The sequence below is a fragment of the Neisseria dentiae genome (assembly GCF_024580525.1).
In the GTDB taxonomy this organism is placed as follows: Bacteria; Pseudomonadota; Gammaproteobacteria; order Burkholderiales; family Neisseriaceae; genus Neisseria; species Neisseria dentiae_A.
On record NZ_JANIKQ010000004.1, the window covers coordinates 108,490 to 133,443 of the forward strand.

Annotated in this window: 23 protein-coding genes; 15 read left to right on the forward strand and 8 right to left on the reverse strand. The window is 54.9% G+C overall.

Features of this window, described 5'->3' with window-relative positions:
- Window positions 1-111: 111 nt before the first annotated feature.
- From rlmN to NQ012_RS04205, 11 genes are all read left to right on the forward strand, one after another.
- Window positions 112-1,212: a 23S rRNA (adenine(2503)-C(2))-methyltransferase RlmN gene (rlmN, locus tag NQ012_RS04155; RefSeq protein ID WP_257066354.1), complete on the forward strand. Its 1,101-nt coding sequence runs from the start codon at window positions 112-114 to the stop codon at window positions 1,210-1,212.
- Entirely contained in the window at window positions 1,209-1,973 is a 765-nt protein-coding gene (gene pilW / locus NQ012_RS04160; RefSeq protein WP_257066355.1) for a type IV pilus biogenesis/stability protein PilW, read from the forward strand. Before rlmN ends, pilW begins: the two co-directional genes overlap by 4 nt.
- Window positions 1,973-2,875, forward strand: coding sequence for a RodZ domain-containing protein (locus tag NQ012_RS04165; RefSeq protein ID WP_257066356.1), 903 nt, complete (start codon window positions 1,973-1,975; stop codon window positions 2,873-2,875). Before pilW ends, NQ012_RS04165 begins: the two co-directional genes overlap by 1 nt.
- Window positions 2,872-4,143: a flavodoxin-dependent (E)-4-hydroxy-3-methylbut-2-enyl-diphosphate synthase gene (ispG, locus tag NQ012_RS04170; protein WP_257066358.1), complete on the forward strand. Its 1,272-nt coding sequence runs from the start codon at window positions 2,872-2,874 to the stop codon at window positions 4,141-4,143. Before NQ012_RS04165 ends, ispG begins: the two co-directional genes overlap by 4 nt.
- Before the next feature lie 54 nt (window positions 4,144-4,197).
- Window positions 4,198-4,596, forward strand: a complete 399-nt coding sequence (locus NQ012_RS04175; protein WP_085367007.1) for a hypothetical protein — start codon at window positions 4,198-4,200, stop codon at window positions 4,594-4,596.
- A gap of 38 nt (window positions 4,597-4,634) precedes the next feature.
- Window positions 4,635-5,930 carry a histidine--tRNA ligase gene (gene hisS, locus NQ012_RS04180; RefSeq protein ID WP_257066359.1) on the forward strand — a complete coding sequence of 432 codons (1,296 nt, stop codon included), beginning with the start codon at window positions 4,635-4,637 and terminating at the stop codon, window positions 5,928-5,930.
- Window positions 5,931-6,560: a YfgM family protein gene (locus NQ012_RS04185; protein WP_257066360.1), complete on the forward strand. Its 630-nt coding sequence runs from the start codon at window positions 5,931-5,933 to the stop codon at window positions 6,558-6,560.
- Between the two features lie 215 nt (window positions 6,561-6,775).
- On the forward strand, window positions 6,776-8,233 hold the full coding sequence (der, locus tag NQ012_RS04190; protein WP_257066361.1) for a ribosome biogenesis GTPase Der: 1,458 nt from the start codon (window positions 6,776-6,778) through the stop codon (window positions 8,231-8,233).
- Between the two features lie 252 nt (window positions 8,234-8,485).
- The gene (locus tag NQ012_RS04195) at window positions 8,486-8,857 is read left to right on the forward strand and encodes a SirB2 family protein (protein WP_257066362.1); all 372 of its coding nucleotides are present in this window, start codon (window positions 8,486-8,488) and stop codon (window positions 8,855-8,857) included.
- Window positions 8,858-8,876: 19 nt separating this feature from the next.
- Complete coding sequence (gene folK, locus NQ012_RS04200; protein ID WP_257066363.1) at window positions 8,877-9,410, forward strand: 2-amino-4-hydroxy-6-hydroxymethyldihydropteridine diphosphokinase; 534 nt, start codon at window positions 8,877-8,879, stop codon at window positions 9,408-9,410.
- A gap of 48 nt (window positions 9,411-9,458) precedes the next feature.
- Window positions 9,459-10,106, forward strand: a complete 648-nt coding sequence (locus tag NQ012_RS04205; RefSeq protein WP_085366228.1) for a deoxynucleoside kinase — start codon at window positions 9,459-9,461, stop codon at window positions 10,104-10,106.
- Between the two features lie 81 nt (window positions 10,107-10,187).
- On the opposite strand, the gene clpB is transcribed toward NQ012_RS04205, so the two are convergent.
- A complete protein-coding gene (gene clpB, locus NQ012_RS04210; RefSeq protein ID WP_257066364.1) occupies window positions 10,188-12,758 on the reverse strand; it encodes an ATP-dependent chaperone ClpB in 2,571 nt (856 codons plus the stop codon).
- A gap of 405 nt (window positions 12,759-13,163) precedes the next feature.
- Between clpB and trpS the strand changes: the two genes are divergently transcribed.
- Window positions 13,164-14,174, forward strand: a complete 1,011-nt coding sequence (gene trpS / locus NQ012_RS04215; protein WP_257066365.1) for a tryptophan--tRNA ligase — start codon at window positions 13,164-13,166, stop codon at window positions 14,172-14,174.
- A 285-nt stretch (window positions 14,175-14,459) separates the two neighbouring features.
- Here the strand turns inward: trpS and NQ012_RS04220 are convergent, their stop codons facing one another.
- Entirely contained in the window at window positions 14,460-15,551 is a 1,092-nt protein-coding gene (locus NQ012_RS04220) for a metallophosphoesterase (protein WP_257066366.1), read from the reverse strand.
- A gap of 172 nt (window positions 15,552-15,723) precedes the next feature.
- On the opposite strand from NQ012_RS04220, the gene NQ012_RS04225 reads away from it, so the two are divergent.
- Entirely contained in the window at window positions 15,724-16,632 is a 909-nt protein-coding gene (locus tag NQ012_RS04225) for a Dyp-type peroxidase (protein WP_257066367.1), read from the forward strand.
- Window positions 16,633-16,766: 134 nt separating this feature from the next.
- Here the strand turns inward: NQ012_RS04225 and NQ012_RS04230 are convergent, their stop codons facing one another.
- Genes NQ012_RS04230 through NQ012_RS04240 form a run of 3 tightly spaced genes read right to left on the reverse strand, consistent with a single transcriptional unit; the run spans window position 16,767 to window position 21,338 of the window.
- Entirely contained in the window at window positions 16,767-18,161 is a 1,395-nt protein-coding gene (locus tag NQ012_RS04230; RefSeq protein ID WP_257066368.1) for a TolC family protein, read from the reverse strand.
- Between the two features lie 54 nt (window positions 18,162-18,215).
- Complete coding sequence (locus tag NQ012_RS04235; protein ID WP_257066369.1) at window positions 18,216-20,153, reverse strand: MacB family efflux pump subunit; 1,938 nt, start codon at window positions 20,151-20,153, stop codon at window positions 18,216-18,218.
- A gap of 12 nt (window positions 20,154-20,165) precedes the next feature.
- On the reverse strand, window positions 20,166-21,338 hold the full coding sequence (locus NQ012_RS04240; protein WP_257066370.1) for an efflux RND transporter periplasmic adaptor subunit: 1,173 nt from the start codon (window positions 21,336-21,338) through the stop codon (window positions 20,166-20,168).
- 441 nt (window positions 21,339-21,779) lie between these two features.
- Here NQ012_RS04240 and NQ012_RS04250 point away from each other — a divergent pair, with 441 nt between their 5' ends.
- A complete protein-coding gene (locus NQ012_RS04250) occupies window positions 21,780-22,247 on the forward strand; it encodes a type IV pilin protein (RefSeq protein WP_306440793.1) in 468 nt (155 codons plus the stop codon).
- Between the two features lie 97 nt (window positions 22,248-22,344).
- On the forward strand, window positions 22,345-22,809 hold the full coding sequence (locus NQ012_RS04255) for a type IV pilin protein (protein WP_257066371.1): 465 nt from the start codon (window positions 22,345-22,347) through the stop codon (window positions 22,807-22,809).
- A gap of 152 nt (window positions 22,810-22,961) precedes the next feature.
- On the opposite strand, the gene NQ012_RS04260 is transcribed toward NQ012_RS04255, so the two are convergent.
- The 3 genes from NQ012_RS04260 to dapD all read right to left on the reverse strand — a co-directional run bounded on the left by NQ012_RS04260 (window position 22,962) and on the right by dapD (window position 24,926).
- Window positions 22,962-23,279 carry a DUF2322 family protein gene (locus NQ012_RS04260; protein ID WP_257066372.1) on the reverse strand — a complete coding sequence of 106 codons (318 nt, stop codon included), beginning with the start codon at window positions 23,277-23,279 and terminating at the stop codon, window positions 22,962-22,964.
- Window positions 23,280-23,323: 44 nt separating this feature from the next.
- Window positions 23,324-23,950, reverse strand: coding sequence for a uracil phosphoribosyltransferase (gene upp, locus NQ012_RS04265; RefSeq protein WP_085366239.1), 627 nt, complete (start codon window positions 23,948-23,950; stop codon window positions 23,324-23,326).
- Window positions 23,951-24,104: 154 nt separating this feature from the next.
- On the reverse strand, window positions 24,105-24,926 hold the full coding sequence (gene dapD / locus NQ012_RS04270; RefSeq protein WP_257066373.1) for a 2,3,4,5-tetrahydropyridine-2,6-dicarboxylate N-succinyltransferase: 822 nt from the start codon (window positions 24,924-24,926) through the stop codon (window positions 24,105-24,107).
- Window positions 24,927-24,954 lie beyond the last annotated feature (28 nt).

Consider the following 24,954-nt stretch of genomic DNA (forward strand, 5'->3'; position numbering starts at 1 on the left):
TGTCTGAAATGCTTTCAGACGGCCTGAAGGTTTTTAGCTTTTAAATGGCAGCTTTTGCAACGCCTGCTGCAAACCCATGATAAAGCTTTCATTTAAAAGCTTGTAACGAACATGAAAACCAATCTGCTGAATTTTGATTTAAACGGACTCACCGAACATTTCGCGCAAATGGGCGAAAAGCCTTTCCGCGCCAAACAGGTGATGCGCTGGATACATCAGGCCGGCGCCGCCGGTTTCGACGAGATGACCGACCTGGCCAAATCCCTGCGCGCCAAACTGCAAGAGCAGGCCGAAGTGGCCGTGCCCGCTTTGATGGCCGCGCAAGAATCTTCAGACGGCACCCGCAAATGGCTGCTCGACGTGGGAACCGGCAACGGTGTGGAAACCGTGTTTATTCCCGAGGCCGAGCGCGGCACCCTGTGCATTTCGTCGCAAGTGGGCTGTGCGCTGGAATGTACGTTCTGCTCCACCGGCAGGCAGGGCTTCAACCGCAACCTGAGTGCCGCCGAAATCATCGGCCAGCTTTGGTGGGCAAACAAAGCCATGGGCGTTACCCCGAAAAACGAGCGGGTTGTTTCCAATGTGGTGATGATGGGCATGGGCGAGCCGCTGGCCAATTTCGACAATGTGGTAACCGCCTTGAGCATTATGCTCGACGACCACGGCTACGGCCTGTCGCGCCGCAGGGTAACGGTGTCCACATCCGGCATGGTGCCGCAGATGGACAGGCTGCGCGACGTGATGCCGGTGGCGCTGGCCGTGTCGCTGCACGCTTCCAACGATGCCGTGCGCAACGAAATCGTGCCCCTGAATAAAAAATATCCGCTTGGCGAACTGATGGCGGCCTGCCGCCGCTATCTCGAAAAAGCCCCGCGCGATTTCGTTACTTTTGAATACGTGATGCTCGACGGCATTAACGACAAGGCGCAGCACGCAAGGGAGTTAATCGAACTGGTACGCGACGTGCCGTGCAAATTCAACCTGATACCGTTCAACCCGTTTCCGAATTCGGGTTACCAGCGTTCGAGCAACGAAAACATCCGCGTGTTCCGCGATATCCTGCAACAGGCAGGTTTTGTGGTTACCGTGCGCAAAACCCGCGGCGACGATATCGACGCCGCTTGCGGCCAGCTCGCCGGCCAGGTAAAAGATAAAACGCGCCGCCAGGAAAAATGGCAGCAGATTACCATGCAACCGAAGGGGGTAGTATGAACATCAAAACAACAGTGGGAATCATCATAACGGCTCTGGCATTGGGCGCCTGTGCAGGCGGTGCGTCGCAGCCGAGCGCGCGCGAACGCGCCAAGCAGATATCCAATATCAAAACGCAGCTTGCCATGGAATATCTGCGCGGAAAAGATTACCGCCAAGCGGTTAACAGCATCGACGAAGCCTTGAAGGAAAACCCGAAAAACGAAAACGCTTGGCTGATCCGCGCCCAAATCTACCAATATCTGAAAGTTAACGATAAAGCGCAGGAAAGCTTCCAAAAAGCCCTGTCGATCAAACCGAACAGCGCAGAAATCAACAACAACTACGGTTGGTTTTTATGCAGCACGCAAAACCGCCCGGGCGACGCGATGCCTTATTTCGACAAGGCGCTGGCCGATCCCACTTATCCCAACCCGCACGTTGCCAATCTCAACAAAGGCATATGCAGCACCAAAACGGGCCAGTATTCTCTGGCGGAAGCCTATTTCGAGCGCGCTTTGGCTGCCGCACCGCAGTTTTATCCCGTTTTGAAAGAAATGGCGCGTACCAAAATGTTGGCCGGCAATTTAAGCGACGCCGATTATTATTTCCGGCAATACCAAAGCAAGGTTGATGCTTTGGGCGCAGACGACCTGCTCTTGGGCTGGCGCCTGTATAATGCCTTGGGCAACACGCAGGCGGCCTACGAATACGAGGCGCAGCTGCGTGCCAACTACCCCTATTCCGATGAACTGCAAACAATTACAACAGGACGTTTGTAATGACCGATAACCAGCAATCAGAACAACACGCCTCCAACGGTGCCGCGGCCGAGTTGGGTTTGAAACTGCGTCAGGCACGCGAGCAGAAAGGTTATTCGATCGGCGAAGTGGCCGAACGCCTGAAACTGTCGGCCCGCCAAATCGAAGGCTTGGAAAGCGGCAACTACGAAGGTATGCCCGAGCTGGTGTTCGTGCGCGGTTTTTTACGCACCTACGGCCGTTTTCTGGATTTGGACGATAACGAAGTCGCCGCATTTTTAGACCGCATCATGCCGCAGAACCGCAATAACCTGTATGCGGTCGACCGCAGCGGCAGCCAAGCCCTGAATTACCAGCAAACCGAGGTGAAAAAATCGTTTCCCACTTGGATTTTGGGCGTGCTGACGGCGGTGGTTATCGGCGGCGGTATTTATGTGTGGCAGAGCAAGTCCAACCAAGAATACGCCAAGCAGAGCGACAATATGGAGCGCCCCGAACCGGCAGGCTCGGAGGCCGGCAATCTTCAGGCCGACAATATTTCGGTGGTGGCGATGGGCAGTGACGCAGCGGCGTCGGCCGTCCCCGCTGCTTCCGCTCCGGCGGCAGTTCCGGCCCAGGCAGTGGCTTCGGAACCGGCGTTTGCCGCCAGCGCGGCTTCAGGTGTGGTGCCGGTTGCCGCCGATGAATTGGCGGTTAAGGTGTTGTACCGCTCCAATTTGGTTATCAAAGACAAAAACGGCGCCTTTGTTATCAACCGCATCGTGCCCGCCGGCAGCGAGCACCGCTTCAGGGGCGGCGCACCGTATGAGGTTTGGATCGGCTATTCGCTCGGCGCCACCGCCAATTACGGTGGCCGGGAAATCAACGTACGCCAACACTTAACCGGCAAAACCACTTCATCTTTCACCGTAGGCCAGCAATGAGCAACCCAACCCCCAACCGCCGCCGAACCCATCAAGTCCGCATCGACCATTTAACCGTAGGTTCCGATGCGCCCGTTGTGGTGCAGTCGATGACCAACACCGATACCGCCGATGCGGCAGGCACGGCGCAGCAGGTTAAAGAATTGAGCGATGCCGGTTCGGAGATGGTGCGGATTACCGTAAACAGCCCTGAAGCCGCCGCCAGAGTGGCGGAAATCAGAAGCCGTTTGGACGACATGGGCTGCAACACGCCGCTGGTGGGCGATTTCCACTTCAACGGCGAGCGGCTGCTGCAAGAGTTTCCCGACTGTGTCCGCGCATTGTCGAAATACCGCATCAACCCCGGCAACGTAGGCAAAGGTGCCAAGGGCGACGAAAAATTTGCCTATATGATCCGCACCGCCGCCGAACACGATAAAGCCGTGCGCATCGGCGTGAACTGGGGTTCGCTCGACCAAAGCCTCGCCAAACGCATGATGGATGCCAATTTGGCTTCGGCAGCGCCTAAGCCGCCCGAAGAGGTCATGAAAGAGGCGCTGATTGTGTCGGCGTTGGAATCCGCCCAAAAAGCGGTGGATTTGGGATTGCCCGAAAACAAAATTATTCTGTCGTGCAAGGTTAGCGCCGTGCAGGATTTGATTCAGGTTTACCGCGATTTGGGCGCACGCTGCGCTTACCCGCTGCACTTGGGTTTAACCGAAGCAGGCATGGGCAGTAAGGGCATTGTGGCTTCAACCGCCGCATTGGCCGTTTTGTTGCAGGAAGGCATAGGCGACACCATCCGCATTTCGCTCACCCCCGAGCCGGGCAGCCCGCGCACGCAGGAAGTGGTGGTGGCGCAGGAAATCCTGCAAACTATGGGTTTGCGTTCGTTTACGCCCATGGTTACCGCCTGCCCCGGCTGCGGCCGCACCACCAGCACGGTGTTCCAAGAACTGGCGCGTGATATCCAGCAATATCTGCGCGACAAAATGACGGTTTGGCGCAGCCAATACCCCGGCGTGGAATCGTTGAACGTTGCCGTGATGGGCTGCGTGGTCAACGGCCCGGGCGAGAGCAAACTGGCCGACATCGGCATCAGCCTGCCCGGCACGGGCGAAACCCCCGTCGCTCCCGTGTATGTGGACGGCGAGCGTAAAGTAACGCTTAAAGGCGATAATATGGCCGCCGAATTTTTGGCTATTGTGCAGGAATACGTAGAAACCAATTATGGCGAAGGCGGCAAAAAACGCAACGAAAGCCGGGTGATTCCCATCAGCCCGGTGTAAAACCTGCCGTTATGTTTTCAGACGGCCTCAATACCCAAACCAGCGAGGTGGAAAATGGCACCCGATTTACGCGAATTGCTGTTACAGCTTTATCTGCTCAACAACCCGAAAGCGGAACACAAAGTGTTTATCTACACCTATCAGGGCGTGAGCGACATGGCCGTGAATCCGTTTCAGTTTGTGGGCGCGGATCTGCTCGACAACGTTAAAAAAAGCCTGATTTTGCAGAACCTGCCCTCGGGCGAGATGATACAGGCCTTTGTTTCACCGGCTGCGTCAGGCAAAAAGCAGGCTTGGGAAGTTGAAAACACCATGCTTTACGGCAACAAAAGCGGCGTGTTGGTTTCTGTCGACCTCGATAAAGAAAGCATCGGCCAATCCGAAAAATACAAACAGTTTGCCGGCTTGACCACCAGTATGCTGCGTCAGTTTATCAACAGCGGCATCGAATAACAGGCCGTCTGAAAAAAGAATGTGAAAATCAGAAAACTATGGGACAAAAAATCCAAGCCGTTAAAGGCATGAACGATTTGCTGCCGGTTGAGCAGAAAGATTTCAAACTTACCGCCGCTTTCTGGCAGGCATTTGAAGACACCGTTACCCGCTGGGCGCGCCGCTACGGCTACAACCAAATCCGCACCCCCGTTGTGGAGCAGACCGGCCTGTTCGTGCGTTCCATCGGCGAAGAAACCGATGTGGTCGGCAAAGAAATGTACACCTTTGCCGATTCCAACGATTCGCTCAGCCTGAGCCTGCGCCCCGAAGGCACGGCATCCTGCCTGCGCGCGGTGGTCGAACACAACCTGCTGTATAACGGCCCGCAGAAATTATGGTATATGGGGCCGATGTTCCGCCGCGAACGCCCGCAGAAAGGGCGTTACCGCCAGTTTCACCAAGTGGGTGCCGAGGCTTTGGGTTTCGAAGGCCCCGATATCGATGCCGAAATCGTCGCCATGTCGGCAGACTTATGGAACGAATTGGGCATACGCGACCATCTGGTTTTAGAAATCAACAGCTTGGGCAACCGCGAAGAGCGTGCCGCCCACCGCGCCGCGCTGGTGGCTTATCTGGGCAGCCACCAAGACAAGCTCGACGAAGACAGCAAGCGCCGCCTGCACACCAACCCCCTGCGCGTGCTCGACAGCAAAAATCCCGATTTGCAGGAAATCTGCAACAACGCCCCGCATTTAACCGAATATTTGGGTGAAGCCTCGCGCGCGCACTATGCCGGCTTCAAAGCCATGCTCGACGGCCTGAACATCACCTATGTGGAAAACCCCCGCCTGGTGCGCGGTTTGGACTACTACAACCAAACCGTGTTCGAATGGACAACCGACAAACTCGGCGCGCAGGCCACCGTTTGCGGCGGCGGCCGTTACGACGGCCTGATTGAAGAGCTGGGCGGCAAACCCGCGCCGTCCATCGGTTTTGCCATGGGCGTGGAACGCCTGCTGCTGCTGGTACGCGACTACGGCTTGCTGGCGTATCAGGCCGCGCCGGATGTTTACGCCATGCACCAAGGCGAAGGCGCTGCTTTGCAGGCGATGAAACACGCCCAAACCCTGCGTGCCGCCGGATTCGATGTGTTGCAACACGCAGGCAGCCAAAGCCTGAAAGCGCAGATGAAAAAAGCCGATGCCAGCGGCGCGCGTTTCGCCCTGATTGTGGCGCAGAGCGAGCTTTCAGACGGCACCGTTACCCTTAAAGACCTCCAGGGCACCCACGGCCAAACCACCCTCGACGCCGCCCTGTTAATCTCCACCCTACAACAATGGAAGAATGCTTAAATGGCTGCACACATTCAAGAACAGGAAGAACTCGAAAATTTCAAATATTTCTGGAAAAGCTGGGGCCGCTGGCTGTTTGCCGCGCTGGTAGCCGCCGCAATCGGCTATTTGGGCTATGTGCTTTATAAAAACCATCAGGTTAAAAAAGACCAGGAAGCCGCCGCCGTGCTGACGCAGCTGGTGGAAAAAGCGCAAAGCAACGCCGATGCCAAAGCGGTGAACGCCGATTTGCAGAACCTCCAGCAAAATTACAGCGGCACGATTGCCGCCGCGCAGGCCACGTTTATGGTGGCGGGCACCGAGTTCGACAAAGGCAGCTACGACACCGCCGCCAACCATTTGAACTGGGTACTGAACAACCAGCCGGACCCGGTTGTGCAGGCGATGGCCGCCCAACGCTTGGCGGTTGTTCGTTTACAGCAAAACAAATACGAAGAAGCGCTGGCCGCCTTAAACACCAAAGTCGCCCCCGCTTTCGAGCCGTTGCTGCTTGAAACCAAAGGCGACGTTTATCTGGCGCAAGGCAAAAACAAAGAAGCCTTGCAGGTTTACGAGCAGGTTTTGGCACAATTGCCCAAAGATGCCGCCAACAGAGAGTCGGTGCAGTTTAAAGCCGACCAATTGAAATAAAGGCCGTCTGAAAACAGCAAGCAGGCTTGCAGGAAGCTTTCTGCAAGCCTGCTTGTTTGACGGCGTATAATCTTAAATACCCGTGCTGCGGAATTACAGCTAACCCATTTTGAAACAAGCGAGCCAACGCTGTAATGATTTTAAAGAGGGTAGCCATACAGCACCTGCTTGCCGCCCGAAACCTTTTCAGACGGCCTGACACAGAAAGAAAGCCTATGAAACCCACCATCGCCCTAGTCGGCCGCCCCAACGTGGGCAAATCCACCCTGTTCAACCGCCTCACGCGCAGCAAAGACGCACTGGTGCACGACCTGCCCGGTCTCACGCGCGACCGCCATTACGGCCACGGCCGGGTGGGCAGCAAACCCTATCTGGTTATCGACACCGGCGGCTTTGAGCCGGTGGTTGACAGCGGCATTCTGCACGAAATGGCCAAACAAACCCTGCAAGCGGTAGACGAAGCCGACGCCGTTGTGTTTTTGGTTGACGGCCGCACCGGCCTCACGCCGCAAGACAAAATCATTGCCGACCGCCTGCGCCAAAGCCCGCGTCCCGTTTATTTGGCCGTGAACAAAGGTGAAGGCGCCAATCAGGCCGTGCTGGCCGCCGAGTTTTACGAGCTGGCGCTGGGCGAGCCGCACGTGATTTCCGGCGCACACGGCGACGGCGTGTATTACCTGATAGAAGATATTTTAGAAAACTTTCCCGATGCCGAAGAAGAAACCGCCGCGCCCAAACACCCCGTGTTTGCCGTTATCGGCCGCCCCAACGTGGGCAAATCCACGCTGGTGAACGCCATTCTCGGCGAAGAACGCGTGATTGCCTTCGATATGGCCGGCACCACCCGCGACAGCATCCACATCGACTTCGAGCGCGACGGCAAACCGTTTACCATCATCGACACCGCCGGCGTGCGCCGCCGCGGCAAAGTGGAAGAAGCGGTGGAAAAATTTTCGGTGATCAAAGCCATGCAGGCCATCGAAGCGGCCAACGTGGCGGTGCTGGTGTTGGACGCACAGCAGGACATCGCCGACCAAGACGCCACCATCGCCGGTTTTGCACTCGAAGCGGGTAGGGCGCTGGTGGTGGCGGTGAACAAATGGGACGGCATCAGCGAAGAGCGGCGCGAACAGGTGAAACGCGACATCGCCCGCAAACTCTATTTTCTCGATTTCGCCAAATTTCACTATATTTCCGCCCTGAAAGAGCGCGGCATAGATGGCTTGTTCGAGAGCATCCAATCGGCCTATAACGCTGCCATGATTAAAATGCCCACGCCGAAAATCACCCGCGTGCTGCAATCGGCGATCGAACGCCAAGCCCCGCCGCGTGCCGGTTTGGTGCGCCCGAAAATGCGCTATGCCCACCAAGGTGGCATGAATCCGCCCGTTATCGTGGTGCACGGCAATTCGCTGCAAGCGATTTCCGACAGCTACACCCGCTATCTCACCCAAACCTTCCGCAAAGCCTTCAATTTGCAGGGCACGCCGCTGCGCATCCAATACAACGTGTCGGAGAACCCCTACGAAGAAGCGCAAGACAAGCCCAAGAAAAAACCGCTGCGCCGCGTGGCATTGAGTAACCGCATCGAAAAACGCGAAGGGCGCAAAGAAGAAAAAAACCGCTTGAAAAAGAAAACCAAAGTGAGCGTGAAAAAGCTGCACAATAAATAAACGCAGGCTGAGACCTTGGCAAAATTCGCTGGTATTTTAAAACTTCTGCGTCAAGCCCGGGTGTGACGTCGTTAAGGTATTTGTAAAGTCTCGGACTTTAGGCCGTCTGAAAACCGAAGCGCCGCAAAAACTGCACCTGTTTTCAGGCGGCTTCGGTTTTAATCATCACCGCCACGCTGCCGAAGATGTAAAACCCATTCCGGTTTCGGGTTACAATACAGGCCGTCTGAAAAAACAAACATTGAAGCCGCCATGCAATATCTGATTGTGAAACACAGCCACATGCTGTTTGTGGCCATTACCGTGCTGCTGTTCAACCTGCGCTTCTGGCTGCGTGCCGCCAAGCCCGAAAAGCCGCTGTCGAAAATTCTGAAAATCATCCCCCATTTCAACGATACGCTGCTGCTGTTTACCGGATTGTGGCTGATGAAAATCACCCGTTTCACCCCGTTTGGCAATGCAGACTGGCTGGGCGTGAAACTGTTGCTGCTGCTGGCCTATATCGGTTTCGGCATGATGACCGTGCGCGCCGTGCCGAGAACCGGCAGGGCATGGGCGGGCTATGCCCTGTCGATGCTGTGCGTGGCGGCGATAGTTTATCTGGCGCGTTACAAACCGTTTTAACAAGGCCGTCTGAAAAATTATGCCTGCATCTTTTGCCGACACCGCCGTGATCGCCCTGGGCAGCAACCTGCAAAACCCCGCACGGCAGATAAAAACCGCCTTACAAATCATTGCAGAACACCCGCAGATTGAACTGCGGCGCGTATCTTCACTCTATACCACTGCGCCCGTGGGCTACACCGACCAGCCCGATTTCGTTAACGCCGTCTGCATTGTGTCCACCAACTTGGGCGGCGCCGATTTGCTGGCCGTGCTCAACGGCATCGAACAAGACTTCGGGCGCGAGCGCAGTTTCCGCAACGCCCCGCGTACGCTCGATTTGGATATTATCGATTACAACGGCGAATCCAGCAGCGACCCGCACCTCACCCTGCCGCACCCGCGCGCCCACGAGCGCAGTTTCGTGATGCGCCCGCTGGCCGAAATCGCCCCCGATTTCAGGCTGGGCGACCACGGCCGCGCGGCGGATTTGGCGGAACGATTGGGCAGCGGCGGCATCGCCGTAACCGAAGCTGCGCCCGTGTTTTCAGACGGCCGCAAAGAGGCCGTTTGAAGCCTGACACCTGATACGCAACCGAATACCACAGAAAGACCACCCATCATGCACCACCGTTATATCGTAGTAGAAGGCTCCATCGGCAGCGGCAAATCCGAGCTGAGCCGCCGTTTGGCAGAATATTTCGATGCCCTGCACTTAACCGAAAGCCCCGAGCGCAATCCCTTTTTGGAGCAGTTCTACCTCAACGCCGCCAACCACGGCCTGGCCACCGAGCTGTATTTTCTGATGCGCCGCGCCGAAGCGGTGGAGCTGATTAACACCGAAGAAGAAAAAAACGAACGCATCATCGCCGATTTCCTGCTTGAAAAAGACCAGATTTTCGTGCCCGTGGTGCTCAAAGGCAGCGATCCTGCCAACGAACAAACCCTGTTTTGGCAGATGAAGCGCAAAATCATGCCCGAATACCCTGTGCCCGATTTGGTGATTTATTTGCAAACGTCTGACGAAAACGCCCAAAAACGCCTGCAAAAGCGGCACGGCAACATGATGAACGTTTTTCCGCCCGGCTATTTGGGGCAGATTCAAGACGAATACCGCCGTTTTTTCCACCTCTATCAAAACTCGCCGCTGTTGATCGCCAATGCCGACGAGTTGGACTTCATCAACAACGACGACCACTTCGAAATGTTGCTCCGCGCCATGAGCGATATGCAGGGCAGCCGCCATTATCTGAATTTGAGCGAAGTGTAGATTGCCGGTTTGGGTGGGGCAAAATAACAGGCCGTCTGAAAAATATTTTTCAGACGGCCTGTTTACAACGGCATCAAACGCTTAGGCAAACACCAACTTGTTGCCGTCGGCTTTTACATGAATCTCGCTGTCAGGCTGGTAAGCGCCTTCCAACAGTTTGACCGACAACGGATTTTCGATTTCGGCCTGAATCGCACGTTTGAGCGGGCGGGCGCCGTACACAGGGTCGAAACCGGCTTGGGCGATCACATCGAGCGCAGCATCGTCGACGCTTAGGCGCAGGTTCATGGCTTCGAGGCGTTTTCTCAAACTTTCGAGCTGGATTTTGGCGATGTTGCGGATATTCGCCTGATCCAAGCCGTGGAACACCACCACTTCGTCGATGCGGTTAATCATTTCGGGGCGGAAATGTTCTTTCACGTCTTCCATCACCACGTCTTTCACCGCTTCGTAATCGGCGGTGCCGAGTTTCTGGATGTGCTGGCTGCCGATGTTGGAAGTCATCACAATCACGGTGTTTTTGAAATCCACCGTGCGGCCCTGGCCGTCGGTGAGGCGGCCGTCGTCGAGCACTTGCAGCAGAATGTTGAACACGTCGGGGTGGGCTTTTTCCACCTCGTCGAGCAGAATCACGCTGTAAGGTTTGCGGCGCACCTGTTCGGTGAGGTAGCCGCCTTCTTCGTAGCCGACATAGCCCGGAGGCGCGCCGATTAAGCGGGCGACGGCGTGTTTTTCCATGTATTCCGACATATCGATGCGGATTAAATGGTCTTCGCTGTCAAACAGGAAATTGGCCAGCGCTTTGCACAATTCGGTTTTGCCCACGCCGGTGGGGCCTAAAAACAGGAAGCTGCCGTAAGGTTTGTTGGGGTCGGCCAAGCCGCTGCGGCTGCGGCGGATGGCGTTGGATACGGCGCGCACGGCCTGGTCTTGGCCGACCACGCGTTTGTGCAGCACTTCTTCCATTTTCAACAGTTTGTCGCGCTCGCCTTCCATCATTTTGGCCACGGGGATGCCGGTCATGCGCGAAACGATTTCGGCCACTTCGTCGGCGCCTACTTTGGTGCGGAAGAGTTTGTTGGCCTGTTTCGCTTCGGGGTTGCTCTCGATGGCCTGCAATTGCTGGCCGAGTTTGGGCAATTCGCCGTATTCCAATTCGGATGCGCGGGCGAAATCGCCTTGGCGTTTGGCCTGCTCGATTTTCACCTTGATGTCGTCGATTTGTTTTTTGATGTCGGCGGTGCCGGCGGAAGAGGCTTTTTCGGCTTTCCAGATTTCGTCCAAATCTGCGTATTCTTTTTGCAGGCCGCCGATTTCTTCGTCGATCAGCTCCAAGCGTTTTTTGCTGGCATCGTCGCTTTCTTTTTCAACGTGCATCCGCTCCATTTTCAATTGGATGATGCGGCGGTCGAGTTTGTCCATCTGCTCGGGCTTGGAATCCAGCTCCATTTTGATGCGGCTGGCGGCTTCGTCGATCAGATCAATCGCTTTGTCGGGCAGGAAGCGGTCGGTGATGTAGCGGTTGCTCAATTCCGCCGCGGCAACAATCGCCGGGTCGGTGATGTCGATGCCGTGGTGGATTTCGTAACGCTCCTGCAAACCTCGCAGAATGGCGATGGTGTCTTCCACGCTCGGTTCGCCCACCAACACTTTCTGAAAGCGGCGCTCCAGCGCGGCGTCTTTTTCGATGTATTGGCGGTATTCGTCGAGCGTGGTGGCACCGATGCAGTGCAACTCGCCGCGCGCCAGCGCCGGTTTGAGCATATTGCCCGCGTCCATCGCGCCGTCGGCTTTGCCCGCGCCCACCAAAGTGTGGATTTCATCGATGAAAATCAGCGTGTTGCCGTCGTCTTTCGCCAAATCGTTCAACACGGCTTTTAAACGCTCTTCAAACTCGCCGCGGTATTTGGCGCCGGCAATCAGCGCGGCCAAATCGAGCACCAGCAGGCGTTTGTTGCGCAGGCTCTCGGGCACTTCGCCGTCGACGATGCGCTGCGCCAAGCCTTCTACGATGGCGGTTTTGCCCACGCCGGGTTCGCCGATCAGTACGGGGTTGTTTTTGGTGCGGCGCTGCAACACTTGGATGGCGCGGCGGATTTCGTCGTCGCGGCCGATAACGGGGTCGAGCTTGCCTTCGCGGGCGCGTTGGGTTAAATCGAGGGTGTATTTTTTCAGGGCTTCGCGTTGGTCTTCGGCGTTGGGGTTATCCACGGCCGCACCGCCGCGCACCGCATCAATAGCGGCGTTGATGTTTTGTTCGGTAGCACCAGCGTTTTTCAGGATTTTGCCGGTGGTGTCGTTTTGCTGCACCAGCGCCAGCGGGAACAGTTCGCTGGCAATATAGGCATCGCCGCGTTTGGTGGCGGCTTTGTCCATCAGGTTCAACACGGCCTGCAATTCTCGGCTGGGCAGGATTTCGCCGCCCTGGCCGGACACTTTCGGCAGGCTGTTTAAGGTTTGCTGCAACTGCTGTTTCACTTGCGCCACGTTCACGCCGGCATGGGCGAGCAGGGCGGTGATGCCGCTGTCGTCGTCGAGCAGGGCTTTGAGCACATGGCCGGCTTCGAGATAGCCGTTGTCGGCGGCAAGCGCCAGGCTTTGGCCGTCGGCAAGGGCTTGTTGGAATTTTGCGGTTAGTTTGTCGAATCTCATCTGTTTGCTTTCTTTGGTTATCAATCGGAAATATGTTTGGAATAGCAGCTATATGGGTCTGCCTGTGGGTAAGTCAAGTTTTGTTTCGGCCGGTTTTTTGTTATTCTTTATAACTATTTGAATTATTGATTTAATAATTTGATTTTGGTTGTGGATAAATCGGCTGGGCGTTTTTACCGCAGGCCGTCTGAAAAGGCGGGGCTTTGATGTATAATTCCGCTTTTATTTATTCCAAACCGGCTTTCAGACGGCCTTATTCTGTGATAGTGAATTTAATTAATTTTCGATACAAGGCAGCAAGCCGCAGACAGTACAGTAGTACGGCAAGGCGAAGCAACGCAGTAGCGGAAGTTAAGTGAATTCACTATAAGGCCGTCTGAAAAGCTTTTTGCCACGAGACAAAATATGAGCAAAAAACGTGTTTTAACCGGCGTTACCACCACCGGCATTCCGCATTTGGGCAATTATGTCGGCGCCATCCGCCCCGCCATCCGCGCCGCGCAAAACGAACAAACCGAATCGTTTTTATTTTTGGCCGACTACCACGGCATCATCAAATGCCATGATCCGGCGATGATCCACGAATCCACCCAAGCCGTTGCCGCCACCTGGCTGGCTTGCGGCTTAAACCCCGAGCGCACCACGTTTTACCGCCAGAGCGATATTCCCGAAATCATGGAATTAAACTGGATACTCACCTGCATCACCGCCAAAGGGCTGATGAACCGCGCCCATGCCTATAAAGCCGCAGTGCAGGAAAATCTGGACAAAGGTCAGGAAGACCAAGACCACCAAATCGAAATGGGTTTATACAGCTACCCGATTCTGATGAGCGCCGACATTCTGATGTTTAAGGCCAACGAAGTGCCGGTGGGGCGCGATCAGATCCAGCATGTTGAGATGGCACGCGACATTGCCGGCCGCTTCAACCACCGCTTTAAAGAAGTGTTTACTCTGCCGGAAGTGAAAATCGACGAAAATGTCGAGCTGTTGGTTGGTTTGGACGGCCGCAAAATGAGCAAAAGCTACGGCAACACCATTCCGCTGTGGGAGAGCGATAAGAAAACGCAAAAATCGGTGAACAAAATCATCACCAACCTCAAAGAGCCGGGCGAGCCGAAACAGCCCGACGAAAGCCCGCTGTTCGAGATATACAAAGCCTTCGCCACGCCGCAGGAAACCGCTGATTTTACGCAAATGCTGGCCGAAGGGCTGGCTTGGGGCGAAGCGAAAAAACTGCTGGCGGCGAAAATCAACGCCGAATTGGCCGAACCGCGCGAACGCTATGCCGCGCTCACCGCCAACCCCGCGCAAATCGAAGAGATTTTGCAGGCAGGTGCGGCCAAAGCCCGCCGCGAAGCCCGCGTGCTGCTCGACCAGGTGCGCGATGCGGTGGGGATACGCGCGCTGGGATAGGTGTTGCTTGGGTGGGTTGCCCGCTGCTTATAAATACATCAGGCCGTCTGAAAATGGTTTCAGACGGCCTGATGCTTTGCAAAATGGCTTGTAACCATTTAAAACTGCCTAACTGCCGTCATACTCGGGCTTGACCCGAGTATCTGTTATTTCTTCTGAAACAAAAAGATACTCGGGTCAAGCCCGAGTATGACGCGATATGATGACGCAGATGTGATGATACAAATGTGATGGCGCAGGCATTTGATTCGGCCTGCACGGATTTTGCAAACCCTTCGGTTTCCATCAAGGCTGCCCCTTCACGTCGATAATCCACACTTCCGATTGCGAACCCAAGCGCAGCGGCACACCCCAGAAGCCGTAGCCGGAAGTAACGAAGAAATGGCCGTTGCCGATTTGTTCGTAGCCGTAGGAAATGCGGTTGAGCAAGCGCACAATCAGATTGGCGGGGGCAACCTGGCCGTTGTGCACATGGCCCGACACCTGCACGTCGATCGGCAGTTTGGCATGGGTTTCGATATCGGTGGGGCGGTGGTCGAGCAGCAAAACGGGCAGGGTGGTGTTTTGGTTTTTCAGCAGTTCGGCGGTGGCGGGGCGTTTTTTGTCCAAATCGTCGTTACGGCCCACTACCAGCAGGCGGTTATCGACCACCGTGCTTTCGTTGGCGAGCACGCGTATGCCTGCTTTGGTTACTTCTTCGTAGATTTCGCGTTCGTGGCCGAACAGGTCGTGGTTGCCCAATGTGGCGTACACGCCCAGCGGCGCGCGCAGTTTTTCAAGGCTGGGACGCATATTTTCGGCACGGTAGGCGATAACGTTGTCGTCCATCAAATCGCCGGGCAGCAGGATGATATCGACTTTTTCGCGGTTCATGATGGCGGCCAGCTCGTCCAAGCGTTTGGCGCCGAACAGAATGCCCAAGTGCATATCGCTGGCCATGCCGATGCGCAGCGGCTGTTCGAGTTTTTTGTTGATGCTGATTTCGGCATGGCGGATAACCGGCGTGTAGGCATTGTACAGCGCCACGCCGAACAGGCCGAGCACGAACAGCGGCGCAAACAGCCGCAGGCTGCGCGACATCGGCTTTTGCGGCATAAAGCGGCGCAGCACGAGATAGAGCAGAAACGTGGCCAGCGCGGCATACATCACAAACAGCAAAACCACCATCCACAGCGCCGCCCAGCGGAAAACGGCATGGCCAAGCTGCAACAGCAGGCCGGCAATCAGCGAATTGGTTACCAGAAACGCAGCGCCCATCAGCCAGCGCCTGCCGCGCGCGCCGATAACGGGGGCGAACAGCCATTGCAGCGACCGCCCCAGGCCGAATGTGAAAAGCTGCATAACCAGCAGCACGGCAACAAAAATCACACTGCGCATGAATCACCCCGTATCAATAATGGCGGCGGATTTTAACACGGCGTTTGAGCAGGAAAACGTACGCGAAAGTAAAGAAAAGCAACCGCCGCATTTGTTATAATTCATCATCAGATTTCAGACGGCCTCTATCATGATGAGGCCGTCTGAAAAAAACATTATGCAAGGAACAACCATGAACCAGCCGCAAAGTGCCATTATTCCCGAAAGCAGCAAAGCCGCCGTTTTTATCGAAGCCGACATCGTGCCGGGCAGTCTCGGCCACATCAAAACCGCCTGCGCGCAAAGCCTTGAAGCCTTGGCCGGGTTGCAAGCGCAATATCCCGATGCCGTGTTGGGTTTGACGATTGCTTTCGGCAGCGAAGCATGGGCAGCGTTCGGCCATGCGGGAGAAGGCGGCGAAATCAAACCTTTCCGCGCGCTCGGCAACGGCCTGGCTCCCGCCACCCAACACGACATTATGTTCCATATCCAATCGCTGCGCCCCGATGTCAATTTCACGCTGGCGATGGCGCTTTTGGAAATTTTCGGCGGCAGCATCAAAGTGGCCGACGAAACCCACGGTTTCCGCTGGATTGAAAACCGCGGCCTCGACGGCTTTGTGGACGGCACCGAAAACCCGCACGAAACCGACAACATCCGCCGCATCGGCACCATCGCCGCAGACAAGCCCGACGCGGGCGGCAGTTATGTGTTGCTGCAAAAATACCGCCACGACCTGAAAAAATGGAACCAGGTGCCTCTGGCCGACCAAGAAGCCGCCGTCGGCCGCACCAAACAGAGCGACGAAGAATTCAGCAAAGACGTGCGCCTGCCCGATTCGCACCTCGGGCGCGTCAACCTGAAAGAAAACGGCGTCGGCCTGAAAATCGTGCGCCGCAGCCTGCCGTTCGGCACCGCATCGGGCGAACACGGCCTGATGTTTATCGCCTATTGCGGTTCGCTGCACAACATCGAAGCACAGCTTTTGAGCATGTTCGGCGAAACCGACGGCAAAACCGACCTGCTGCTCAAACACGTTACCGCCGCCGTGTCGGGCGCGTATTATTACGCCCCGCCGGTGGAAAGGTTGGCGCAGTTGTAACGGGGCGGTTTGATGTTTCAGACGGCCTTAAGGTATTTTTGTAAAGGTCTTGGTCTGAAATCGGTTTTACAAAAGTTGAGGCCGTCTGAAAATCGTTTCAGACGGCCTCAACCGATTTCGCAAAGGCTTCCGGTTTATCTCACCCCTTTGGGCGTATAGCGTCCGGCCATGGTTTTATACACCATGTTTTCATATTTCAGCACTTCGTAGCGCTGGTTCAGCAGGCTTTGGGCGGAGCTGTATTCGGTGTTGAGCGCTTCGAGCCAGTCTTTCAGTTCGTTTTTGCCGTATTGGTAGCGCACGCCGTAATAGCGGCTGTTTTTCTGATCGAGCGCGTATTTTTGGCGCAGGTTTTTCAGGCTCTCTTCGGCACGCGCATATTTCTGGTAGTTGCCGAACACTTCGTTCAGCGCGGTGGTGAGCGTTTGCTCGAAATTCAAACGCGCGGTTTCAAAGTTGGCTTCGGCGGTTTTGTCTTCCCATTTCAGGGTTTTCCAGTTTAAGAAGGGCAGGTTCACCTGCACCGAACCGCCGAGAAAAGGAATATCAAACGCGGATTTGGCTTTGTTTGAAGACGTGCTGACGGTGGCGCCTACGGTGATGCTCGGATACCAGCTGCGCTTTTGGGCATCCACGCTTTTCAGCGACGATTGCAGGCGGTATTCGGCGGCGCGCAGGTCGGGGCGGTTGGCCAGCGTGGAAACGGGCACGTTCAGGTCAACACCTTTCGCACCGGGCAAGCGGAAGCCGGACGGCTCGGCGGCCATGGTTTGGCCGGGCTTGAGGTTCAGCAGGTTGCGCAGGGTTTCTTCCAGCGTTTCGCGGCTGCTTTTGAGCTGAACCAGGCTGTTCTGGGCCGACAGCAACGATTGCTGCGCCTGGCGCGGCTCGGAAGAATCGGCTTTGCCGTATTTGTATTTGGCAGAGGCGATGCGGTCGATGCTTTGGTATTGCTTCACCGATTTTTCGGTGAGGGCGATGGCTTCGTTCAGATAGGCGATGTTGAAATAGGCGTCGGCCACGTTGTTGGCGAGCGTGAGGCGGGTGGCGGCCAGGTCTTGCTGGGTGGCTTTGTATTCCCACACTTGCGCATCGGCTTGGGCGTTGAGTTTCTGCCATAAGTCAATTTCGTAGCTCAGGCCGAGCTGGCTGCTGAAAGATTGGCTGCTCACGCCGCTTTTCAGGTTGGTAGAGCTGGAAGCGCCTAGCGAGCCGTTAAATCCGGGCACCAGTTCGGCACCGAGGATATTGGCCTGATAAAGCGCTTTGTTGACGCTGACGGCGGCTTTTTTCAAATCAACGTTGTTTTCAAACGCTTGGTTAATCAGGCTGTTAAGCTGGCTGCTGTTATAAATGCTCCACCATTCGCCGTTTACGTCGTAGCGTTGGGCGGTTTCTTCGGCTGAAATCACGCTGCCGGTGGCTTCGAGGGTGAGGCTGGGATCGGCGGTGTGGTTGACGGCGCAGCCGCCGAGTGCAAGCGCTATGCTGATGCTTAAGGCCGTCTGAAAAAATGTTTTGCGTGTCATTGTCGGGTTCCTTTTTCAGACGGCCTGATACGGGATAAGGCCGTCTGAAACAGATTAATCATGTGCCAGTGCGTCGATGGGGTTCAGCTGCGAAGCGCGTTTGGCGGGCATAAAGCCGAACACCACGCCGATAACGGTGGAGCAGGTTACGGCGGCCACGATGGAGAGCGTGGAAAACGACATGGTGAATTCTTTAACGAAATAGTTGAACAAGGTGCTGATGCCGAACGAAACCAGCACGCCGGCCAAGCCGCCGATCAGGCAAATCAGCACGGCTTCGATTAAAAACTGCTGCAAAATATTGCTCTGCCGCGCGCCGATGGCCATGCGCACGCCGATTTCTTTGGTGCGCTCGGTTACGGAAACCAACATGATGTTCATCACGCCGATGCCGCCCACAAACAGCGAAATAAAGGCGATAGATGAAATCAGCAGCGTCATGGTGCTGGTGGCGCTTTCGATGGTTTGTTTGATGCTGTCGCTGTTTTGCATGAAAAAGTCTTTCACGCCGTGGCGCGAGAGCAAGAGTTCGTTCAAACCTTTTTCGGCCGCCTGCGAGTTCACATCGTCTTTGATTTTCACGATAATCGAGTTGATGTGGCGCTGGCCGCTGATTTGGTTGATCACGGTGGTGTAGGGCGCCCAGATTTGCAGGTTTTCGCTGCCGCCGAAACCGCTGGTGTCTTTTTCGGTTACGCCGATAATCCGCAACGGGCGTTTTTTAAACAGAATGGTTTTGCCGATGGGGGTGGTGCCGTCTGAAAACAGTTTGTCTTTGGTGTTTTGGTCGATAACCACCACTTGGGCGTTGTTTTTCACGTCGTCGGCGTCATACAGGCGGCCTTCTTCGATTTTGATGCCGCGCACATCGAAATATTGCTCGCCCGCACCGTAAAGCTGGGCGGAAGCGTCGATATTGCGGTAGGTAACGGTGGCGCTGGAAGAAACCATGGGGGTAACGCTGTCCACATAGCTCTGTTTGGCAATCGCTTCGGCATCACCGATGGTTAGCGTGCGCACCCTGCCCGAGCGGCGGTCACCGAAGCCGCGGCCGGGGTAAACGCTGATGGTGTTGGTGCCGATGGAGCTGATGTCCGACAGGATTTTTTCCTGCGAACCGCGCCCCAAAGCCACCACCGTTACCACCGAGGCGATGCCGATAATGATGCCGAGCATGGTGAGCAGCGAGCGCATTTTGTGCGCCATAATCGCCTGCACCGACATGCGGAACGATTCCATAAACTGGTCTTTGAAAAACAGCCACGAGGTGTTTTCTTTGATGCTCTCCACGCTGCTGGGCGGGATTTCGGTGGTTTTGCTGGTGTCGGCGATGATTTCGCCGTCGCGGATTTCTATCACGCGGTTGGCGTTGGCGGCGATGCCGGGGTCGTGCGTTACCAAAATAATGGTGTGCCCCTGTTTGTGCAGGCCGTGGATGATTTCCATCACGTTTTCGCCCGACTGGGTGTCTAATGCGCCGGTGGGTTCGTCGGCCAGAATAATCTCACCGCCGTTCATCAGCGCACGGGCGATACTCACGCGCTGCTGCTGGCCGCCTGAAAGCTCGCTGGGCTTGTTGCCTTCTTTGCTTTCCAATCCCAAATCATGCAGCAGCTTGTCGGCGCGGCGGTTGCGGTCGGCCTGTTCCATACCGGCGTAAACGGAGGGCAGGGCGACATTGTCGCGGGCGCTGAGGGCGTTTAACAGGTTGTAGCGCTGGAAGATAAAGCCGAAGCGCTTGCGGCGCAAACCGGCCAGCTCGTCGGCATCCATCTGCGAGGTTTCCACGCCGTCGATGGCATAAGAGCCGGAAGTGGCGGAGTCCAAGCAGCCGATGATGTTCATCAGGGTAGACTTGCCCGAACCGGATTGGCCGATAATCGCCACGAAATCGCCTTTTTCTATGCTCAGGCTGATGTTTTTCAACACGTGTACGCGGTTGTCGCCGCTGCCGAAGTAACGGTTGATATTTTTACATTCAATCAAACTCATGACGCGGCTCCGTTACATCGGGCCTATCGGGCCGCTGCGAAGCTCTTTCTGGGCATCGGCTGCGGTTGCTTCGGAAATAATCACTTTTTCGCCCTCTTTCACACCGGAAAGCACTTGTGTATTGGTGCCGTCGCTCAGGCCGGTTTTGATTTCGCGTTGCTGCGGCTGGTTTTTATCGTCTAACACGCGCACCACTTTTTTGCCTTTCTGGGTTTTAACCGCCAGATTGGGCACGCTCAAAACGTTTTTCGCCTGATTGATGGTGATGGTGTTTTCGGTGGTCATGCCGATATGCAGCGAGCCGTCTTCATTGGATACCAGAGCGCGGGCATAGTAGTAGATTGCGGTGTCGGTGGTGTCGGTGCTGGTGGTGTAAGAACCTTGCGACATGGTGGTCAGGCCCGGGTCAACCGTGTCGATAACGGCTGCACGGGGATTGTCGGGCTGGGAAAGAATGGTAAAAGTTAATGCCTGGCCGGACTTCACTTTGCCGGCGTCGCCCTCGGCAATCTGCATTTTGTTCTGCATTTTGCTCAAATCGGCAAGTTGCACGATGGTGGGCGTGGTTTGGTTGGCGTTCACCGTTTGGCCTGCTTCTACGGGGATCGATACCACCGTTCCGTCCATCGTCGCCATAATGCGGGTGTAGCCCAAGTCAGCTTCAGAAGTGTTGATGGAAATCTGGGTTTGTTTGATCAGGGATTTCAATTCGGCAACCGAAGCGTTGGCCGCAGCCAGCGTGTCTTCGGCATCTTCAAGCTCTTGCTTGGAAGTAGCGTCTTCGGCCCACAATGCTTTTTCACGCTTATATTTTTTCTCGGCTGTGCGCTGTTTGATTTGGGCGGAAACCAGTTGGGCTTGATAAGTATCGAGCTTCGCCTTGTTGGTGTTGAGTTCGTTTAATTGCGTTGTTGAATCGATTTCGGCAATCAAATCGCCTTTTTTCACCTGCTGGCCGATTTTAACGTGCAGTTTTTTAATCTGGCCCGAAGCCTGCGAGCCCACCGTAACCAGCTGGGCTGCCGCAATTTCGCCGGCGGCGCTTACCGTTTGGTTGATGTCGATACGGCTTACCGGTTGGGTGAGGTAGTTGATTTGGTCTTCGGGTTTTAAATACGTCCACGCTGCAAAACCCAGTGCCACCGCAACGGTCGCTATGCCAATCCATTTAATCGCTTTTGCCATAATGCCTCAATGTTTAAAATTATTAATTACAGATATTTTGGGGAAACAATCTAACAAACCGGCGTGAGTTTACTGCAAAAGCCACACGCCGCCAAGCGTAAAGCATAAAAAAATAAATTATAACTTATTGTTATTTAAAATATTTTATAAATCATTTTTACATAGCCCAGGCGGAAATTTTACAAATTTTCCCGCTTGCTACGCTTATCCATACACATAAAATACAACAGTTTCAGAAGTAAATTATTCCGCTTAGTATATTTACAATACCAAATATCGCCTTTACACACTAAGAAAGCAAAATCAATTTATACTTTGTAAGCTGAAGCGGTTAATTTAGAATATTTACACTATACACATTCGGCTTAAAGGCGGCGTATGCGGATATACCCGCTTCCTTAAAACCAACTCACCGACTCACTTACCCGATACAGACCCGACATGAAAACGCAACAACAAGGCTTCACCCTGATCGAGCTGATGATTGTGGTGCTGACGCTGGCCATTTTGGCCACCATCGCCTATCCGTCTTACGAAACCTATGTCCGCCAAACGCGCTTGGAAAACGTGCGCGCCGATTTAATGATCAATGCGCAGATGATGGAGCGTTATTATGCGCAGAACAAGCGTTTCCCAAACCGTCCGGCTGATACAGCCGACGATGCAGAACGGAAAAAACTTACAGCTGCGTTCAAAAAAAATTCATATTTTGGCATTGCCTATCAACAGCCGGATGGTAATAGTGCGGCAAATCCCATAGAAGATAATTATGTTATCGTTGCGAGCGCAAATAAAATAACCAATCCTAGAGAGGATCGCTATATGAAGATAGACGGGAACGGGGTGGTTACGTTATGCAAATCCCCCACGAATGCGGCTGCAAGCGCTGAATGCTATATGTATAAATAATCACACACCCAACTAAAAAACATACGCTTTTTTCTTTACAATCGAATCGGGCGTGCGCATACTCTCCCTATAAATCAAAAATATAAAAGGGGAAATCATGCAAAATGCCTGCCGACAAGGCTTCACATTGGTTGAACTGCTCGCTGCCATAGCCGTATTGGCTGTTTTGGCTGTGATTACGGTTCCTGCTTATCAAAAATATGTCCGCGACACCCGTTTGAACCATGCCCGCACGGTGCTGCTGCAAAACGCCCATTTTATGGAACGTTTTTACCAGCAGCACCGTTCGTTCAAGCAGACTTCCACCACTTGGCCTGCGCTGCCGCATACGGCAACCGGGTATTTCTGTATCCGTCCGCAAGGGAACGCCCGTGGCGCGCACGATGGCAAATTTACCCTGAAAGCTGTTGCGTTCGATAAAAACGGCGAAGCCCGCATTATTAAGATTAACGAATCGTTAACCGCCGTGGTGTGCGAAAGCAGTACCAGCACTTGTGCGGACAGCGGAGGCTTTTTTGCCGGCGGGAGCACGGTGGATAAAAAGTGCAGGGTATTCCAATAAATGAAACAGGCCGTCTGAATCTTTCAGACGGCCTGTTTCATAGTTAAACCATTTATTTGGTAACCGTTCCGTCATACTCGGGTCAAGCCCGAGTATGACGTGTGTTCTTTTTATCAAGCCGATTGGCTATATTAAGACATTAGGGCGGGGTTTTACGCCTCAACAGGTTGCAGGCGCAGGGTCAGGTTTTCGGTTTTAACGCGCAGCAGCAGGTCGATATTAGGATGTTTTCCGGGGTTGGCTTCGGCATCGGCAACGTGTTCGGCAAACAGGGCGAGGCCGCGTTCGGCGGTTTCGGAATCGAGTATGCCGCCGGATTCCTGCGACAACGCGTGATAGAGTTTGAGCGAGCCGAGCTTGCCGGGAGCGGCGGGGATATGATGCAGGATTTCGCCGTTTTCGCCGCATACGTTTAAACCGCTCAAGTGGTCGATGGCGGGCAGGGTGGCGAGGTTTTCTTGGAAATTCATGGTTGTGTCCGTGTTTTGGGTAAAGAAAAGGCCGTCTGAAAGATTTAGCGCGTGCCGAAAATCTTATCGCCCGCATCACCCAAGCCGGGGATGATGTAGCCGTGTTCGTTGAGATGGCTGTCGAGGGCGGCGGTGTAGATGGTAACGTCGGGATGGGCGTCGTTCACAGCTTTCACGCCTTCGGGGGCGGCAACCAAAACCAGTGCTTTGATGTTGCGGCAGCCTTTCTGTTTCAAGAGGTCGATGGTGGCAACCATCGAACCGCCGGTGGCGAGCATGGGGTCGATAATCAGGGCGGGGCGAGAGTCCATGCTGTCGACGAATTTTTCAAAATACGACACGGGTTTGAGGGTTTCTTCATCGCGTTGCAGGCCGACCACGCTGATTTTGGCGGTGGGGATTAAGTCTAAAACGCCGTCGAGCATACCCAAACCGGCGCGCAGAATCGGCACCACGGTAAGGGTTTTGCCTTTGATGCGCTCGCCTTCGATTTCGCCGCACCAGCCGTCAATAATGTAGTTTTCTGTGTCGAAATCACGGGTGGCTTCATAGGCCATCAGCCGCGCCAGCTCGGTGGTGAGCGTGCGGAATTTGAATGTGCTGCATTCTGCTTCGCGCATCAGGGTGAGCTTATGTTTGACCAGCGGGTGGTTGATAATGGTGATGTTCATAAGGAGCTTTCTTGGTAGTGTTTTTGCAGTCGGCGGTTATTATAAGGCTATTCGGGAAAGGCTTGAAAGGGCGGTGATGAGAAAAAAGGCCGTCTGAAAACCGGTTGCGTGCGGTTTTTCAGACGGCCTTCCGACAAGGTTGGCAAGGTGTGGGTTATACGCCGCGCAGCAGCTCGTTCACGCTGGTTTTGGCGCGGGTTTGCGCGTCCACTTTTTTCACGATAACGGCGCAGTAGAGGCTGTATTTGCCGTCGGCGGAGGGCAGGCTGCCGGATACCACCACCGAGCCTGCAGGCACGCGGCCGTAGTGGATTTCGCCGGTTTCGCGGTCATAGATTTTGGTGGATTGGCCGATATACACGCCCATCGAAATCACGCTGCCTTCTTCCACAATCACGCCTTCCACGATTTCGCTGCGTGCGCCGATAAAGCAGTTGTCTTCGATGATGGTGGGCGAAGCCTGCAAGGGTTCGAGCACGCCGCCGATGCCCACGCCGCCGGACAAGTGCACGTTTTTGCCGATTTGGGCGCATGAGCCGACGGTGGCCCAGGTGTCAACCATCGCGCCTTCGTCAACATATGCGCCGATGTTTACATAAGAAGGCATCAACACCACGTTTTTGGCGACAAAACTGCCGCGGCGGGCCACGGCGCCGGGCACGGCGCGGAAACCGGCGGCTTTGAATTCTTCTTCGCTCCAGTCGGCGAATTTGGTCGGCACTTTATCGAAATATTTGTTCACGCCGTCGTTTTGCACTTCGTTGTCGGCGATGCGGAAAGAAAGCAGCACGGCTTTTTTCGCCCATTCGTTCACTTTCCATTGGCCTACGCCCAAGCGTTCGGCCACGCGCAGCGCGCCGCTGTCGAGCCGGCGCAGGGTTTCTTCAACGGCCTGCTTCACTTCGGGGGTAACGCTGGCGGGGGTGATGTCGGCGCGGTTTTCAAACGCGGTTTCGATGATGTTTTGTAATGACATTTTGTTTTCCTGGTTGGGGGTGGAAGGC

Coding starts and splice junctions, on each gene's coding strand:
- rlmN (WP_257066354.1), top strand. CDS start 112: ATGAAAACCAATCTGCTGAATTTTGATTTAAACGGACTCACCGAACAT.
- pilW (WP_257066355.1), top strand. CDS start 1,209: ATGAACATCAAAACAACAGTGGGAATCATCATAACGGCTCTGGCATTG.
- NQ012_RS04165 (WP_257066356.1), top strand. CDS start 1,973: ATGACCGATAACCAGCAATCAGAACAACACGCCTCCAACGGTGCCGCG.
- ispG (WP_257066358.1), top strand. CDS start 2,872: ATGAGCAACCCAACCCCCAACCGCCGCCGAACCCATCAAGTCCGCATC.
- NQ012_RS04175 (WP_085367007.1), top strand. CDS start 4,198: ATGGCACCCGATTTACGCGAATTGCTGTTACAGCTTTATCTGCTCAAC.
- hisS (WP_257066359.1), top strand. CDS start 4,635: ATGGGACAAAAAATCCAAGCCGTTAAAGGCATGAACGATTTGCTGCCG.
- NQ012_RS04185 (WP_257066360.1), top strand. CDS start 5,931: ATGGCTGCACACATTCAAGAACAGGAAGAACTCGAAAATTTCAAATAT.
- der (WP_257066361.1), top strand. CDS start 6,776: ATGAAACCCACCATCGCCCTAGTCGGCCGCCCCAACGTGGGCAAATCC.
- NQ012_RS04195 (WP_257066362.1), top strand. CDS start 8,486: ATGCAATATCTGATTGTGAAACACAGCCACATGCTGTTTGTGGCCATT.
- folK (WP_257066363.1), top strand. CDS start 8,877: ATGCCTGCATCTTTTGCCGACACCGCCGTGATCGCCCTGGGCAGCAAC.
- NQ012_RS04205 (WP_085366228.1), top strand. CDS start 9,459: ATGCACCACCGTTATATCGTAGTAGAAGGCTCCATCGGCAGCGGCAAA.
- clpB (WP_257066364.1), bottom strand. CDS start 12,758: ATGAGATTCGACAAACTAACCGCAAAATTCCAACAAGCCCTTGCCGAC.
- trpS (WP_257066365.1), top strand. CDS start 13,164: ATGAGCAAAAAACGTGTTTTAACCGGCGTTACCACCACCGGCATTCCG.
- NQ012_RS04220 (WP_257066366.1), bottom strand. CDS start 15,551: ATGCGCAGTGTGATTTTTGTTGCCGTGCTGCTGGTTATGCAGCTTTTC.
- NQ012_RS04225 (WP_257066367.1), top strand. CDS start 15,724: ATGAACCAGCCGCAAAGTGCCATTATTCCCGAAAGCAGCAAAGCCGCC.
- NQ012_RS04230 (WP_257066368.1), bottom strand. CDS start 18,161: ATGACACGCAAAACATTTTTTCAGACGGCCTTAAGCATCAGCATAGCG.
- NQ012_RS04235 (WP_257066369.1), bottom strand. CDS start 20,153: ATGAGTTTGATTGAATGTAAAAATATCAACCGTTACTTCGGCAGCGGC.
- NQ012_RS04240 (WP_257066370.1), bottom strand. CDS start 21,338: ATGGCAAAAGCGATTAAATGGATTGGCATAGCGACCGTTGCGGTGGCA.
- NQ012_RS04250 (WP_306440793.1), top strand. CDS start 21,780: ATGAAAACGCAACAACAAGGCTTCACCCTGATCGAGCTGATGATTGTG.
- NQ012_RS04255 (WP_257066371.1), top strand. CDS start 22,345: ATGCAAAATGCCTGCCGACAAGGCTTCACATTGGTTGAACTGCTCGCT.
- NQ012_RS04260 (WP_257066372.1), bottom strand. CDS start 23,279: ATGAATTTCCAAGAAAACCTCGCCACCCTGCCCGCCATCGACCACTTG.
- upp (WP_085366239.1), bottom strand. CDS start 23,950: ATGAACATCACCATTATCAACCACCCGCTGGTCAAACATAAGCTCACC.
- dapD (WP_257066373.1), bottom strand. CDS start 24,926: ATGTCATTACAAAACATCATCGAAACCGCGTTTGAAAACCGCGCCGAC.